Source organism: Pseudomonas sp. MAG733B (assembly GCF_036884845.1).
GTDB lineage: Bacteria > Pseudomonadota > Gammaproteobacteria > Pseudomonadales > Pseudomonadaceae > Aquipseudomonas.
Window position 1 is genome coordinate 1,783,877 of the sequence record NZ_CP145732.1, and the last position, 12,223, is coordinate 1,796,099.

The following is a 12,223-nucleotide window of genomic DNA, read 5'->3' on the forward strand; positions in this document are numbered from 1 at the left end:
AACTAAAAAGCCGCCTGAAATGGGCGGCTTTTTATTGCCTGTCTGGTACAAACGTATCAAATAGTTACTTTTGAAGTGAGAGGATTCCTGTCGTGAAGGGTGCAATGGCTCAAGAAGGTGCAGCGGGTATCGCCACTGCGGTCGCTGAAAGTGTTCAGTACCAGGGCCGCAAGGCCAGCCGACAGGGCAGCGAGCAGCGCCGACAGGACATTCTCGATGCCGCGATGCGCATTGTCGTGCGTGATGGCGTGCGGGCCGTCAGGCACCGCGCGGTGGCTGCCGAGGCGCAAGTGCCGTTGTCGGCGACCACTTACTATTTCAAGGATATCGATGACCTGCTCACCGATACTTTCGCCCAATACGTCGAACGCAGCGCGGCCTACATGGCCAAGTTGTGGGTGAACAATGAAGGCCTGCTGCGCGACATGATCGCCAGTGGCGACGGCAGCCCGCAGGCGCGTTCGAAGCTGGCGGACGACATTGCGCGGCTGATGACGGACTATGTTCATCGGCAACTGATCACCCGCCGTGAACATTTGATGGCCGAACAGGCGTTCCGTCAGGAAGCGCTGCTCAACCCGCGCCTGGCCGGGTTGGTGCGCTCGCATCAGCAAATTCTGCTGCGGGGCTCCTGCCAGCTTTTCCAGGTATTGGGTTCTCGCGAGCCGCAACAGGATGCCAAAGTGTTGACGGCTATAATCGGACGGATGGAATATCAGGGCCTGCTCAACGACGCCGAGCCGGTCGCCGAAGAGGAAATGCTCGGCATACTTACGCGTTATATGCATTTGGTGCTGGCGTCGGTATAACGCGATCCCTGTAGGTCGGTGATGTGTTCAAAGGGAGTATTGAATGAAAGCCTGGCGTGTCGTCGTGATCGCCTTGTCGTTCCTGCTGCTCAGTGGTTGCCTGGTGACCTTCAAGGAACCGCTGCCCACCAGCGAGCCCGCGCCTAAAGGGTTGATCGGCAAATGGACCAGCACCAACGCCTGGGGTGAGCCGGTCAACCTGGAACTGACCCGCGTCGGCGACAATCGCTATCAGGCGGTCAGCTACTTCCGCGCCAAACCCAAGGAGCGCGAAGCCTATCCGTTCACCGTGGCGCGCCACGGCAGTCGCTGGTATTTCTCGGCGAAGGTGCCGGCGCAGTTCGGTGGGAACTTCACCATCGGCGGGTTTGAACTCACCGACAAGCATGAGCTGGTGGTGTACAACCTCGACCTTGAACAAATCAAACAGGCGCTGGGACAAAAAGTCCTCGGCGGCCAAAATTTTCAAACCGACGACGGCGATGGCGTGTTGATCGAGAGCAGCATGGACCAGGTGTCCGCGTACCTCGACGACCCGGCCAATTCCGACGTGTTCGTCGAAGTGGTGCGTTACCAGCGCCAGGCCAAAGCCAAATAAATCCAGCGCATAACGGTTTCAACAGGAGTTTCGGGTGGACGATTACCAGCAGTCGATACGCATTTTGTCCGATCGCATTGTGCTGGCGCAGACGCCGATCCGCGTGCTCGATGCGGTCAAGTGGGACGACAACATTCGCAAGGGTTTCCTCAAGGCCAAGGGCAAGGAAATGCCGGCGGTGGACCGCGACTATTACCTCAACCGGCCACTGGCGTTCGACTCCAGCAAAGTGAAGCTGGAGTTCCAGAACATCGAGCGCGACATCACCCGCCAGCTCGGCCAGTTCAACCCGGTCGGCCAGATCATGCGGCGCATGTGCAAGGAATACCGCATGGTGGTGCGCATGCTCGAAGCGCGCGGCACCGAAGATTTCGGCCTGATTTCCCAGGAGTTGTACGGCGCTGCGTCCGATGCGTTCCACGCCGGTGACCCGACCTTGTCCGACCTGGGCCTGATGCTCTCCGATTACCTGAACAACATCGATGGCCGTGGCGATCTCAAGGACGAACCGAAAACCCTGACCGCCAAGGACGCCGTCCACTTGCTGCAAACCCGTTTGAACAAGGTGTTCGGCGAGGCCGAGGAGACCATTCGGGTGTTCGAGTCCGACGGGATTGTGGCCGACGCGGCAGCGGGTGCCGACTACATCAAGATCCGCGCCGACGCGATGTTCAACGACCGCGACGTGCGGGCCCTGGAAGTTCATGAAGGGCTGGTGCACGTCGGCACCACCCTCAACGGTCTGAATCAACCGATCTGCACCTTCCTCGCCAAAGGTCCGCCCTCGTCGACGGTGACCCAGGAAGGGCTGGCGATCCTGATGGAAATCATCACCTTCGCCTCCTACCCGAGTCGCCTGCGCAAACTGACCAACCGCACCCGTGCCATTCATATGGTGGAGGAGGGCGCCGATTTCCTGCAGGTGTTCGAGTTCTTCCGCGAACAAGGCTTCGAGATGCCCGAGAGCTACAGCAACACCAGTCGCGTTTTCCGCGGTTCGGTGCCGACAGGTCTGCCATTTACCAAAGACTTGTCCTACCTCAAGGGCTTCATCATGATTTACAACTACATTCAACTGGCCGTGCGCAAAGGCAAGCTGGAGCAGATCCCGCTACTGTTTTGCGGCAAGACCACGCTGGAAGACATGCGCACATTGCGTCAGTTGGTGGATGAAGGTCTGGTGGTGCCGCCCAAGTACCTGCCGGAACAGTTCCGCGACTTGAACGCGCTGTCGGCGTGGATGTGCTTCTCGAACTTCCTCAACCATTTGAGCCTGGACCGGATTGAGGCGGATTACTCGAATATTTTGTGAATAAAAATCCCCTTGTGGGAGCGGGCTTGCTCGCGAATACGGTTTAACATTCAACATTTCTGTTGGTTGACATACCGCTTTCGCGAGCAAGCCCGCTCCCACATTTGAACCGTGTTTCAACCCCATATTCCGCGAGGTTTCACCGGATGAGAATCCTCGGCACCCTCTGCCTTCTGCTGGCCCTGAGCGGTTGCAGCTCCTTGCTGTTCTACCCCGAACCCGGCCAGTTGTTCACCCCGGAAAAAGCCAAGCTCGAATACCGCGACGTGACACTGATCACGGCCGATGGTGTCCGGCTACACGGCTGGTGGCTGCCGGCGAAAAAAGGTGTCGAGGTCAAAGGCACGGTGCTGCACCTGCACGGCAACGGCGGCAATTTGCCGATGCATCTGGGCGGAAGTTGGTGGTTGCCGAAAGAAGGTTATCAAGTGTTGCTGGTGGATTATCGCGGCTACGGTTTGTCCGAAGGCGAACCGAGTTTGCCGGCGATCTACCAGGACATCGACGCCGCATTCAAATGGCTCGACGAGGCGCCCGAGGTCAAGGGCAAGCCGCTGATCCTGCTCGGGCAGAGCCTTGGCGGGTCGATGGCCGTTCACTACCTCGTGCAACATCCCGAACGACAAAAGCAGCTCAAGGCATTTGTCATGGATGGCGTGCCCGCCAGCTACCGCAGCGTCGGTCAGTTTGCATTGAGTAATTCATGGGTATTCTGGACGTTCCAGGTGCCGTTGTCCTGGTTGGTGCCGGACGGCGACAGCGCCATCAACTCCATGGCGCAGCTCAACGGCGTGCCGAAATTGATCTACCACAGCATCGACGATCCGATCGTGCCTCTTTCCAACGGCATCCGTCTGTATCAAGCTGCGCCGCCGCCGCGAGTCCTGCAACTGACGCGGGGCGGGCATGTGCAGACATTCGCTGACCCGGTCTGGCGCAAAGTCATGCTGCGCTATCTCGAAGACCCGCAGCATTTCGATGGTCTGCGCCGCCTGGGTGAAATTCCCAATTACCCGGCACCCCAGAATTCAGAAAATGAACCAGAGAGTCCGCAATGAGTGAAGAACGTAACGCCATCCCGCTGATCATCACCGGTATCTGCAGCATCCTCGGCACCGTTGCTGCCCTGTGGTGGTACGGCTACCTGCACTTCGCCAAGCCTGAGGATGCATTGCGGCTCAACGAATTCACCATGCTCAAGACCGTGCCGGGCGAAGACTACAAAGTCTCCCTGGAACCGGCCGCGCAAGTGGCGCAGTGCATCGATGGCGTGCTGGTGTTATTCGACACCGAACAGAAAGGCCTGACCGGCGTGTTGATCAACGACCGCAAAAAAGCCGTGCGCTGCATGGGCCAGGAAACGCCGCAGAAGCTGGAGCAATAAGCCAATTTTCACAGGCGACACAAAAACCAATGTGGGAGCCAGCCTGCTGGCGATAACGATTGAACATTCAACATTGATGTTGACTGATACACCGCTATCGCCAGCAGGCTGGCTCCCACAGGTTTTTGTGTTGTAGCTGATTACTGAGTGTAAGAGCTAACCGCCGAACGCGGAATCACTGGCTGGTTGTCATTGGAAATCGTCACTTCAACCCGACGATTCTGTGCCCGCCCCGACGTGCTGGTGTTATCCGCCACCGGGTATTCCTTGCCGTAACCCTGAGCGACGATGCGGGTCGGATCGACGCCCATCTTCACCAGCGCCATGCGCACGGAGCTGGCGCGGCGTTCCGACAGCGACTGGTTGTGCGACGCCGTACCGGTGCTGTCGGTGTAGCCTTCGACGATCACTTTGCGATCGGGATTTTCCTGAAGGTACTGCGCCAGTTTGTTGATGTTCATCAGACCATTGGATTTCAGCTCGGCCTTGTCGGTGGCAAATAACACGTCACCGAACGTCACCAACGTACCGCGATCGGTCTGCTTGGCGTTGAGGCTGTCCTGCAACTGTTTGATCTGCTGGTCGCGAGCATCGAGGCGCGCCTGGGCCCGTTGCGCGGAAGCGTTTTTCAGATTGGCTTCAGCGGTGCGCAGGGCGATGGTTTGCTTCGCCACTTCAACGCGCTGGTTGGTCAGATAGGCCAGTTGATCCACTTTGGCCTGATCTTCCTTGTCCAGATAAGCCTTGTCGGCCTTGTCCAGATAATCGCTCGCTTCCTTGGTTTCCAGCGCCGCGACTTTGCTCGCCTGCGGGTTGGCTTGCAGGCCGGAATAGTTGGTGCGGGCCTGTTCAAGGTTGGCATTGGGTGGTGTGGAACATGCCGCCAAGGCAACACTTGCGGCCAGCAGGGCAGGGATCATCAATTGTTTGGAATTCATGGTTTCGTCCTTTTAGTCGATTAAGAAAAACGTCAGGCCGCGCCCGTTACTGAACGGTGCGCTGGCTTTCCTGACGCAGTTCCTGAACGCCTTTCTGAGAGTCCTTCACAGACTGTTCTGCCTTCATTGCCTGGGCCTTGCGCTCTGCCACGCGAGCGTCCCACTCGGCCTGTTCGGCGAGCATGCGGGCCTGGTCGTATTTTTTGTCGTGCATGGCGATTTCGGCTTGTTTGAGCTTGTCCTGCGCCGCCTTCATTTCCACGGCGGAGAACTCGGTGCCGCCGGCGCTGACGGCGTCATTGACCGCAGACTCGGTGACAGCGAATTGCTCGGTGGGCGGGTTGCCGGCGCAACCGGCCAGCACGAGGCTGCCACCGATGGCCAGGGCAGCCATTTTCAGGCCATGCAGCGGGGTGAACGAGGATTTGCCAGTTCGGGTTTTCATGGTCTTCAACTCCATTGGACTAACTCCTGAGCAACGTGAACATCCATCCTGGGCAAGGAGCCGCAACCGTCATTTTCGGGTCGTTTTGAAACGGCCGTCCCAGGCGTGGTTACTTGGGTTGACCCGAGGCTTTTTTTGAAAGTTCAGAGAAATTAGCCGGCTATCGAAAAAACCGTGATCGAATCGACAGGGCTCTAACTAGAAGGATTACGTCACGCAATGGACGATGCCTGACCTTTTACAGGCCCCTGCGCGACGTGATTCTTGAAGTAAAATACAGGCCAATGTGGGAGCGGGCTCGCGAAAGCGGTTTAATATTTAACATCTACGTTGACTGAAACACCGCTTTCGCGAGCAAGCCCGCTCCCACAGGGGGCAATGCAAACTCAATGTTTCTGCTTGTCGTTGCCAGCGGACAAATCGTGCAGATGACGCCGCGACAACGCGAGAAAACGCGGGGTCGGGCCGATGTCTTCGTACAGCGGATCGCCTTCTTCGTCAGTGGCGACCACCGTCGAACCCTTCACATACGGGAAGCTCTTTTCGAGTTCTTCCAGTGCGGCGCCGATCAGCTCGCCGAGTAGCTCTTCGGGATGCCGTTTGGGGTACATCTCGGTAATCGCCGCCAGGCGTGCGGCGGCCTCTACATCCAGATGAATCGTGTAACCAGTCTTGGTCAGGCGACCCTTGGCGTTTTCTTCCCAATGTTGGGCGAGTTCACGGATTTTCATAATGACCTCATGACGCGCCTGCTCGTGGCAGGTCGGGAGAGTGTCCGGCGTTGGCCGGCGACAGCCGTGGTACGGCTTACTCTTCAGACTAGCTTCAACACACAAGGTTTACAGGCACTTCGTCGACTGGCTTGTAAGTAGCCGTCTGGAGCGGCACTCTTGAGGTTCTAGGCCGCCCGGATTCTTTGCTGGAGAACTGCTGATGACCGATATTGATGCACGCTTGCGCGAGGACGTTCACCTGTTGGGTGAACTGCTGGGCAACACCATTCGTGAACAGTACGGGGACGACTTCCTCGACAAGATCGAGCAGATCCGCAAGGGTGCCAAGGCAGACCGTCGCGGTTCCATGGATGCCGAGCTCAGCGCCAGCCTCAACCAGTTGACCGAAGACGAATTGCTGCCGGTGGCGCGGGCGTTCAACCAGTTTCTCAACCTGGCCAACATCGCCGAGCAATACCAGCTGATTCATCGTCGCGAAGAGTCCCAAGAGGCACCGTTCGAGTCTCGGGTGCTGCCGGAACTGCTTGCGCGCCTGCGTGCTGAAGGGCATGGCGCCGAGTCGCTGGCCCGGCAATTGGGGCGACTGGAAATCGAACTGGTGCTGACCGCGCACCCGACCGAAGTCGCGCGCCGCACGCTGATCCAGAAATACGACGCCATCGCCGCACAACTGGCTGCCCAGGATCACCGCGACCTGACCAGCGCCGAGCGCGAGCAGATCAAGTCGACGTTGCAACGCTTGATCGCCGAAGCCTGGCACACCGAGGAAATCCGCCGCACGCGCCCGACGCCGGTCGATGAAGCCAAATGGGGTTTCGCGGTGATCGAGCATTCGCTGTGGCAGGCGATTCCCAATTATCTGCGCAAGGCTGATCAGGCCCTGCATGCCGCCACCGGCCTGCGTTTGCCGCTGGAGGCCGCGCCGATCCGCTTTGCTTCGTGGATGGGCGGCGACCGCGATGGCAATCCCAACGTGACGGCATCTGTAACCCGTGAAGTGCTGCTGTTGGCGCGCTGGATGGCGGCCGATTTGTACCTGCGCGATGTCGATCACCTGGCCGCCGAACTGTCGATGCAGCAGGCCAGCGACGAACTGAAAGCCAAGGCCGGCGACAGCGCCGAACCCTATCGGGCCGTGCTCAAACAACTGCGCGAACGCCTGCGTGCCACGCGTAATTGGGCGCACACCGCGCTGTCGGGGCCGACGCCTGCACCTTCCGACGTACTGCAAAACAACCGCGAGCTGCTTGATCCGCTGGAGCTGTGCTACCACTCGTTGCACGAGTGCGGCATGGGCGTGATTGCTGACGGTCCGTTGCTCGATTGCCTGCGTCGGGCGGTGACGTTCGGCCTGTTCCTGGTGCGACTCGATGTACGCCAGGACTCGTCGCGGCATAGCGCAGCGATGACTGAAATCACCGATTACCTCGGCTTGGGCCGTTACGAGGATTGGAGCGAAGAAGAACGCATCATTTTCCTGACACGCGAACTGAACAACCGTCGGCCATTGCTGCCAGCTCATTACAAACCGTCCGCCGACACCGCTGAAGTGCTGGCAACTTGCAGGGAAGTCGCCGCTGCGCCGGGAGCATCCCTCGGTTCGTACGTGATCTCCATGGCCGGTGCCGCTTCCGATGTGCTGGCGGTGCAACTGCTGCTCAAGGAGTCCGGCGTGTTGCGGCCCATGCGCGTGGTGCCGCTGTTCGAAACCCTGGCCGACCTCGACAACGCCGGCCCGGTGATCGAAAAACTGCTGCTGCTGCCGGGTTATCGCTCGCGCCTGCAAGGGCCGCAGGAAGTGATGATCGGTTATTCCGACTCGGCCAAGGACGCTGGCACCACCGCAGCGGCGTGGGCGCAGTACCGGGCGCAGGAGCGTCTGGTGGACATTTGCCGTGAGCAACAAGTTGAACTGCTGTTGTTCCACGGTCGCGGCGGCACCGTGGGCCGTGGCGGCGGTCCGGCGCATGCGGCAATTCTGTCGCAGCCACCGGGTTCGGTGGCGGGGCGTTTCCGCACCACCGAGCAGGGGGAAATGATTCGTTTCAAATTCGGCCTGCCGGACATCGCCGAGCAAAACCTCAATCTGTACTTGGCTGCGGTACTCGAAGCGACCTTGTTGCCACCGCCACCGCCTACGCCGGAATGGCGCCACTTGATGGACGAATTGGCCGCTGATGGGGTCAGCGCCTACCGCGCCGTGGTGCGGGAAAATCCGCAGTTCGTCGAGTACTTCCGCCAGTCGACCCCGGAACAGGAATTGGGCCGCTTGCCGTTGGGCAGTCGTCCGGCCAAGCGCCGCGCCGGCGGAATCGAGAGCCTGCGGGCGATCCCGTGGATCTTCGGTTGGACCCAGACGCGCCTGATGCTGCCGGCCTGGCTGGGCTGGGAAGCGGCGCTGAGCAAGGCGCTGGAACGCGGCGAGGGCGAGTTGTTGGGGCAGATGCGCGAGCAGTGGCCGTTCTTCCGCACCCGCATCGATATGCTGGAAATGGTCCTGGCCAAGGCTGACGCGGACATCGCGCGGTCCTACGATGAGCGTCTGGTCGAACCGGATCTGTTGCCATTGGGCGCGCACTTACGCGACCTATTGTCGCAGGCGTGCTCCATCGTCCTGGGGATGACCGGTCAGTCGCAGCTACTGGCACATAGCCCCGCGACCCTGGAATTCATCCGTTTGCGCAACACCTACCTTGACCCGCTTCATCTATTGCAGGCCGAGTTGCTGGCGCGTTCGCGGCAGCAGGAAGTGGCGCAGGGCAGCCCGGTGGAACAGGCGTTGCTGGTGTCTGTAGCGGGGATTGCCGCCGGTTTGCGTAATACCGGCTAAGGTTTTTGCCGTGGGGTCAGGCATCCGGCGCAGGCGTCGGATGCCGTTGGGTGGCGAGTGCAAAAGTGTTGCCAGGCGACAGTTAATGATGGGGTTGCGACTTGGGTCACTCCGTCGCGGGGTCACGTGAGGCGCAGGTTTCTCCGACTTTTGGCGGCTTGTGTGGTCCGGGCCCGCTGTGTATCTTGATCAGCCTTTGGCCGTTTGGGCGGCCACGACCCTATTTTTGAGATTGGCCCCACGAGGCGAATCTGACGTTATCTATATAAAAAATTGAGGAGCACATCGATGCGCGTCATTCTGCTGGGAGCTCCCGGGGCCGGTAAAGGTACTCAGGCTAAGTTCATCACCGAGAAATTCGGCATTCCGCAAATCTCCACCGGCGACATGCTGCGTGCCGCTGTCAAGGCCGGCACCGAGCTGGGCATCAAGGCCAAGGGCATCATGGATGCCGGCGGTCTGGTCTCCGACGACCTGATCATTGCACTGGTCAAGGACCGTATCGCTCAGGCCGACTGCGCCAACGGTTTCCTGTTCGACGGTTTCCCGCGCACCATTCCTCAGGCTGAAGCCCTGGTGACTGCTGGTGTCGAGCTGGACCACGTGGTCGAAATCGCCGTCGATGACGAAGAAATCGTTCAGCGTATCGCCGGTCGCCGCGTTCACGAGGCCAGCGGCCGCGTGTACCACACCGTGTACAACCCGCCGAAAATCGCCGGCAAAGACGACATCACCGGTGAAGAGCTGGTACAGCGCAAGGACGACACTGAAGAAACCGTGCGTCATCGCCTGTCGGTCTACCATTCGCAGACCAAGCCGCTGGTGGATTTCTACCAGAAGCTGTCCGCTGCCCAAGGCAAGCCGAAGTACAGCCACATTGCTGGCGTTGGCTCTGTTGAAGCGATCACTGGCAAGGTGCTTGAAGCGCTGAGCTGAAAACCGCTTCATCTTCTACGGCCCGCTTGCGGGCCGTAGTTGTTTATACTGACGCACTTTTTTCTGACCTCTTGTTACGGAAACATCGATGAGCACCTTGCTGGCCCTGGACACCGCGACCGAAGCTTGCTCCGTTGCCTTGCTGCATGACGGCAAAGTCACGAGCCATTACGAGGTGATCCCGCGCCTGCATGCGCAGAAGCTGCTGCCGATGATCCAGCAATTGCTCGCCGATGCCGGGACGACGCTGCAAGCGGTCGACGCCGTCGCGTTCGGTCGCGGGCCAGGCGCGTTTACGGGTGTGCGGATTGCCATCGGCGTCGTTCAGGGCTTGGCCTTCGCCTTGGATCGCCCGGTGTTGCCGGTGTCGAACCTGGCCGTATTGGCCCAGCGCGCGTACCGCGAACATGGCGCCAGCCAGGTTGCAGCCGCCATCGATGCACGCATGGACGAGGTGTATTGGGGCTGCTACCGCGAGACGGCGGGGGAGATGCGACTGGTCGGCGCTGAAGCGGTATTGCCGCCCGAGTCGGCCGCACTGCCGGCTGATGCCAGCGGCGAATGGTTCGGCGCCGGCACCGGTTGGGGCTATGCCGAGCGCATCGCTGTCAGCCTGAGCGGCCAGGATGCGGGCATGTTGCCGCATGCTGAAGACTTGCTGACTCTGGCGCGGTTTGCCTGGGCGCGTGGCGAGGGGATCGTGGCGGATGAAGCGCAGCCGGTTTATCTGCGGGACAAGGTGGCCACCCCGAAAGCACGGTAATCCGCACGATCTTTGTGGCGAGGGAGCTTGCTCCCGCTGGGCTGCGAAGCGGCCCCCAATTTCATCAGGCCCAACTCGCTGTCAGGTTTGCGACGGCTTCGCCGCCGAACGGGAGCAAGCTCCCTCGCCACAAAATAATCCACCCCTCAGCCAATCGTCGATTTCTAACCCCAGCTTTTAAACCTTTTGTCTTTTATGTGTTCTAGTTATCACTCGGCGGTTTGCGAAGTGGGTTATGCGCCACTAAACTGCCATCACTGATACCGAGCATGCACTTATGCGTATAGACGGCATTTCCTCTCAGTCCTACCCCATCAAGCGCAAGCCTCGCAAAGGCCCTGTGGTGGAAGACGAGTCCGTCGATATCGACGGCGATGCGGAATTTCCGTCCGAAGAGCAACTGGCCGCCCGTGCCGCTAAAGCTGCTGCGCAAAAAATCAGTAATCTCCCTGCCCGTCAGCAAGACATGCTCTACCACCGCGCGATGAGCAAAAGCGTGGCGATGGCCCTGGCCAGCTACCTCAGCACCGCCGGTTTCGTCGATTGGGATGCGGAAGTGCTGGGTCTCGACCTGTACATCTGATGTTGCTGCCTTACTACCTCGGCTGCCCGTCCTGGAGTGAAAACGCCTGGCGCGATTATCTGTATCCGCCGGACGCCAAACCCGCTGATTTTCTCAATCTCTATTCCCAAGTATTCAATGCCGTAGAAGGCAACACGACTTTCTACGCGAGTCCGGCTGCCAGCACCGTGCAGCGCTGGGCGGAAACCATGCCCGAGCATTTTCGCTTCACCGCCAAATTCCCCGGCGACATCAGCCACGGCGGTGACCTGCGCGACCAACTGACGGCCGCCGAAACCTTCACCCGTTTGCTCAGCCCTCTGGGTGAACGGGTCTCGCCGCTGTGGTTGCAGCTGTCGAAAAGCTTCACGCCACAACGCTTGCCTGAACTCGCCGCATTCATCGATGCACTGGAGCGGCCATTGGCGGTGGAAGTGCGGCATGACGATTTCTTCGCCAAGGGTGATAGCGAGCGAATGCTCAATCGCCTGTTGCTGGACCGTGGCGTCGAGCGCATCTGTCTCGACCCGCGCGCGCTGTTCAGCTGCACCTCGACCGATCCCTCGGTACTCCACGCCCAATCGAAGAAACCCCGAGTGCCGCCTCGTCCGGCCGCATTCACCCAATTCCCGCAGGTGCGTTTCATCGGCCATCCACAACTTGAGGCCAATGACCCGTTTCTGCTGCCGTGGGTGGAGAAAATTGCGGTCTGGATCGAAGAGGGCCGCACGCCGTATATCTTCCTGCACACCGCCGACAACCTGCTGGCGGCGAAATTGGCGCAACGTTTTCATGCCCGATTGATGCTGCGTTTACCTGGCTTGCCGGCGCTGCCTGAGCTATACAGAGAACCCGCCGCCGAGCAACTTGGCTTACTCTGAAGGCGGATTCGTTCGCCTTTTCAGGAGCCTG

General features: G+C 59.7%; 13 protein-coding genes. 10 read left to right on the forward strand and 3 right to left on the reverse strand.

Annotated elements, in window-relative coordinates:
- Positions 1-104 precede the first annotated feature (104 nt).
- From V6Z53_RS08005 to V6Z53_RS08025, 5 genes are all read left to right on the forward strand, one after another.
- Positions 105-809, forward strand: coding sequence for a TetR family transcriptional regulator (locus V6Z53_RS08005; protein ID WP_338584995.1), 705 nt, complete (start codon positions 105-107; stop codon positions 807-809).
- A 43-nt stretch (positions 810-852) separates the two neighbouring features.
- Positions 853-1,407, forward strand: coding sequence for a hypothetical protein (locus tag V6Z53_RS08010; RefSeq protein ID WP_338584996.1), 555 nt, complete (start codon positions 853-855; stop codon positions 1,405-1,407).
- Between the two features lie 34 nt (positions 1,408-1,441).
- Positions 1,442-2,719 carry a flavohemoglobin expression-modulating QEGLA motif protein gene (locus V6Z53_RS08015; protein ID WP_338584997.1) on the forward strand — a complete coding sequence of 426 codons (1,278 nt, stop codon included), beginning with the start codon at positions 1,442-1,444 and terminating at the stop codon, positions 2,717-2,719.
- Positions 2,720-2,865: 146 nt separating this feature from the next.
- Positions 2,866-3,777, forward strand: a complete 912-nt coding sequence (locus tag V6Z53_RS08020; protein ID WP_338584998.1) for an alpha/beta hydrolase — start codon at positions 2,866-2,868, stop codon at positions 3,775-3,777.
- Positions 3,774-4,103 (forward strand): hypothetical protein, encoded by a 330-nt coding sequence (locus V6Z53_RS08025; protein ID WP_338584999.1) that lies wholly within the window; start codon positions 3,774-3,776, stop codon positions 4,101-4,103. The genes V6Z53_RS08020 and V6Z53_RS08025 overlap by 4 nt, the downstream gene beginning before the upstream one ends.
- A gap of 140 nt (positions 4,104-4,243) precedes the next feature.
- Here V6Z53_RS08025 and V6Z53_RS08030 read toward each other — a convergent pair whose 3' ends face one another.
- The 3 genes from V6Z53_RS08030 to V6Z53_RS08040 all read right to left on the reverse strand — a co-directional run bounded on the left by V6Z53_RS08030 (position 4,244) and on the right by V6Z53_RS08040 (position 6,217).
- Positions 4,244-5,041, reverse strand: coding sequence for an OmpA family protein (locus V6Z53_RS08030; RefSeq protein ID WP_338585000.1), 798 nt, complete (start codon positions 5,039-5,041; stop codon positions 4,244-4,246).
- Between the two features lie 46 nt (positions 5,042-5,087).
- On the reverse strand, positions 5,088-5,501 hold the full coding sequence (locus tag V6Z53_RS08035; RefSeq protein WP_338585001.1) for a DUF4398 domain-containing protein: 414 nt from the start codon (positions 5,499-5,501) through the stop codon (positions 5,088-5,090).
- Between the two features lie 371 nt (positions 5,502-5,872).
- Entirely contained in the window at positions 5,873-6,217 is a 345-nt protein-coding gene (locus tag V6Z53_RS08040) for a hypothetical protein (protein ID WP_056856277.1), read from the reverse strand.
- A gap of 202 nt (positions 6,218-6,419) precedes the next feature.
- Here V6Z53_RS08040 and ppc point away from each other — a divergent pair, with 202 nt between their 5' ends.
- The 5 genes from ppc to V6Z53_RS08065 all read left to right on the forward strand — a co-directional run bounded on the left by ppc (position 6,420) and on the right by V6Z53_RS08065 (position 12,192).
- The gene (gene ppc, locus V6Z53_RS08045) at positions 6,420-9,050 is read left to right on the forward strand and encodes a phosphoenolpyruvate carboxylase (RefSeq protein WP_338585002.1); all 2,631 of its coding nucleotides are present in this window, start codon (positions 6,420-6,422) and stop codon (positions 9,048-9,050) included.
- Between the two features lie 288 nt (positions 9,051-9,338).
- Positions 9,339-9,986: an adenylate kinase gene (gene adk, locus V6Z53_RS08050; protein WP_338585003.1), complete on the forward strand. Its 648-nt coding sequence runs from the start codon at positions 9,339-9,341 to the stop codon at positions 9,984-9,986.
- Positions 9,987-10,074: 88 nt separating this feature from the next.
- On the forward strand, positions 10,075-10,749 hold the full coding sequence (tsaB, locus tag V6Z53_RS08055) for a tRNA (adenosine(37)-N6)-threonylcarbamoyltransferase complex dimerization subunit type 1 TsaB (RefSeq protein WP_338585004.1): 675 nt from the start codon (positions 10,075-10,077) through the stop codon (positions 10,747-10,749).
- A gap of 277 nt (positions 10,750-11,026) precedes the next feature.
- Positions 11,027-11,332, forward strand: coding sequence for a hypothetical protein (locus tag V6Z53_RS08060; RefSeq protein ID WP_338585005.1), 306 nt, complete (start codon positions 11,027-11,029; stop codon positions 11,330-11,332).
- Positions 11,332-12,192, forward strand: coding sequence for a DUF72 domain-containing protein (locus V6Z53_RS08065; RefSeq protein WP_338585006.1), 861 nt, complete (start codon positions 11,332-11,334; stop codon positions 12,190-12,192). The genes V6Z53_RS08060 and V6Z53_RS08065 overlap by 1 nt, the downstream gene beginning before the upstream one ends.
- Positions 12,193-12,223: the final 31 nt, after the last annotated feature.

What these genes read in the sequence shown, in the direction of transcription:
- V6Z53_RS08010 (WP_338584996.1), top strand. Translation starts at nt 853, where the DNA reads ATGAAAGCCTGGCGTGTCGTCGTGATCGCCTTGTCGTTCCTGCTGCTC.
- V6Z53_RS08005 (WP_338584995.1), top strand. Translation starts at nt 105, where the DNA reads ATGGCTCAAGAAGGTGCAGCGGGTATCGCCACTGCGGTCGCTGAAAGT.
- tsaB (WP_338585004.1), top strand. Translation starts at nt 10,075, where the DNA reads ATGAGCACCTTGCTGGCCCTGGACACCGCGACCGAAGCTTGCTCCGTT.
- V6Z53_RS08025 (WP_338584999.1), top strand. Translation starts at nt 3,774, where the DNA reads ATGAGTGAAGAACGTAACGCCATCCCGCTGATCATCACCGGTATCTGC.
- V6Z53_RS08060 (WP_338585005.1), top strand. Translation starts at nt 11,027, where the DNA reads ATGCGTATAGACGGCATTTCCTCTCAGTCCTACCCCATCAAGCGCAAG.
- V6Z53_RS08040 (WP_056856277.1), bottom strand. Translation starts at nt 6,217, where the DNA reads ATGAAAATCCGTGAACTCGCCCAACATTGGGAAGAAAACGCCAAGGGT.
- ppc (WP_338585002.1), top strand. Translation starts at nt 6,420, where the DNA reads ATGACCGATATTGATGCACGCTTGCGCGAGGACGTTCACCTGTTGGGT.
- V6Z53_RS08030 (WP_338585000.1), bottom strand. Translation starts at nt 5,041, where the DNA reads ATGAATTCCAAACAATTGATGATCCCTGCCCTGCTGGCCGCAAGTGTT.
- V6Z53_RS08035 (WP_338585001.1), bottom strand. Translation starts at nt 5,501, where the DNA reads ATGGAGTTGAAGACCATGAAAACCCGAACTGGCAAATCCTCGTTCACC.
- adk (WP_338585003.1), top strand. Translation starts at nt 9,339, where the DNA reads ATGCGCGTCATTCTGCTGGGAGCTCCCGGGGCCGGTAAAGGTACTCAG.
- V6Z53_RS08020 (WP_338584998.1), top strand. Translation starts at nt 2,866, where the DNA reads ATGAGAATCCTCGGCACCCTCTGCCTTCTGCTGGCCCTGAGCGGTTGC.
- V6Z53_RS08065 (WP_338585006.1), top strand. Translation starts at nt 11,332, where the DNA reads ATGTTGCTGCCTTACTACCTCGGCTGCCCGTCCTGGAGTGAAAACGCC.